Genomic DNA, 1530 nt, shown 5'->3' with positions numbered 1-1530 from the left:
CAGGGCCAGGCGCAGGAAGCGCGGGTTGAAGCCGATGCGCAGGTAGTCACGCAGCAGAGCACGCGGCGACAGCGGCACGCGCGCGGCCACCGGGTGGGTTTCGGGCATGAAGCGCACGGTGCAGACCAGCAGCAGCAGTGAGAACGCCACCAGGAACCAGAAGATCAGTGGCCAGCCGGCACCACTGAGCAGGATCCAGCCACCGATGATGGGAGCAATGGCCGGTGCGATGCCGAACAGCATCGACACCTGGCTCATCAAGCGCTGCGCATCGTGGCCGTGGTACAGGTCGCGGATGACCGCGCGGCCGACGATCATGCCCACGCCCGCCGACAAACCCTGCAGCGCACGGAACACCAGCAGGGTGGTCAGGTCGGTGGACAGCGCGCAGCCGACCGAGGCACCGATGAACACCACCAGGCCGCCGAGGATGACCCGCTTGCGGCCCCAGGCATCGGACAGCGGCCCATGCGCCAGGCTCATCAGCGCGTAGAACAGCAGATACACGCTGATGGTCTGCTGCACGGCCACTTCATCCACTGCCAGGCGCTGGGCCAGCAGCGGGAAGGCCGGGAAAATGGTGTCGATCGAGAACGGGCCGAACATGGCCAGACCTGCCAGCAGCAGGGCCATGCGACGGGTGGAAGGGGCGACAGCGGCGGTCATCGGCAAAGCGTCCGGCAGGGCCATGCGCGGCACGCACGGCGGGCGCCGATTCCCTGCAGCAGGGACGGCGCCAGATGAATACGAGAATCCGTCCATGATAGGCCGGGATTGCGGCCGATACCACGCAGGGCTGCACAGAACGCAGGGCTGGGCCATCGTGCGTTCAGCCGGGCTGACGCCCCGGCCCGCGTTCAGCCGCGGCAACCGGCTATAATCGGCGGGCAACACGGTGGGAGAAGCGGAACACCGCTGCCGAAGGCGCAACGCCCGTAATCGCTCAGGCCCGATACCACCCGTAACACAACTCTGGAGAGACCGGTTCGATCCGGCGCCGAAGGGGCACGAAGCTGCGGAATTCCGGGCTTCCAAACTCTCAGGCAAAAGGACAGAGGGGCGCCCCGCAGACCGCCGACCGGCGGCTTGTGCCCGTGCGTGTGCCCTTCCCTGACGGATCCTTCGCCATGTCCCAGAACACCCCCTCCCTGCGTGAGCTCGAGCACCATTCCGCGTTCGTCGAGCGCCACATCGGTCCCAACGACGCCGAAATCGCGCAGATGCTCGACGTGGTCGGCCACGCAACGCTGGATGCGATGACCGACGCCATCGTGCCGGCCAAGATCAAGTCGCCGGCGCCGCTGGCGCTGCCGGAGTCGATGACCGAAGTGCAGGCACTGGCGAAGATCCGCACGATCGCCGACAAGAACACCGTGCTGCGCAGCTTCATCGGCCAGGGCTACTACGGTACCCACACGCCGAACGTGATCCTGCGCAACATCCTGGAAAACCCGGCCTGGTACACCGCCTACACCCCGTACCGGCTGCTGGACCCGGCCACGGCAAAACCGGCGCCGGGCGACCTGCTGT

At 67.1% G+C, this 1530-nt stretch carries 1 protein-coding gene, 1 pseudogene and 1 riboswitch; of the genes and pseudogenes, one reads left to right on the top strand and one right to left on the bottom strand.

Annotation, left to right across the window (positions count from 1 at the left end):
* Positions 1 to 666, bottom strand: a 666-nt coding sequence (locus tag ACQKDV_RS19445) for an MFS transporter (protein WP_427785859.1), incomplete at its 3' end; no start/stop codon positions are given.
* A 296-nt stretch (positions 667 to 962) separates the two neighbouring features.
* Positions 963 to 1065, top strand: a riboswitch (glycine riboswitch).
* A gap of 62 nt (positions 1066 to 1127) precedes the next feature.
* Between ACQKDV_RS19445 and ACQKDV_RS19440 the strand changes: the two are divergent.
* Positions 1128 to 1530 (top strand): annotated as a pseudogene (locus ACQKDV_RS19440) (hypothetical protein); the annotation flags it as partial.

It is taken from the genome of Stenotrophomonas sp. NPDC077659, assembly GCF_050268705.1.
Classification (GTDB): domain Bacteria; phylum Pseudomonadota; class Gammaproteobacteria; order Xanthomonadales; family Xanthomonadaceae; genus Stenotrophomonas.
The sequence above is the reverse complement of the archived record's forward strand: the minus strand, read 5'-3'. Positions and strand labels throughout refer to the sequence as shown.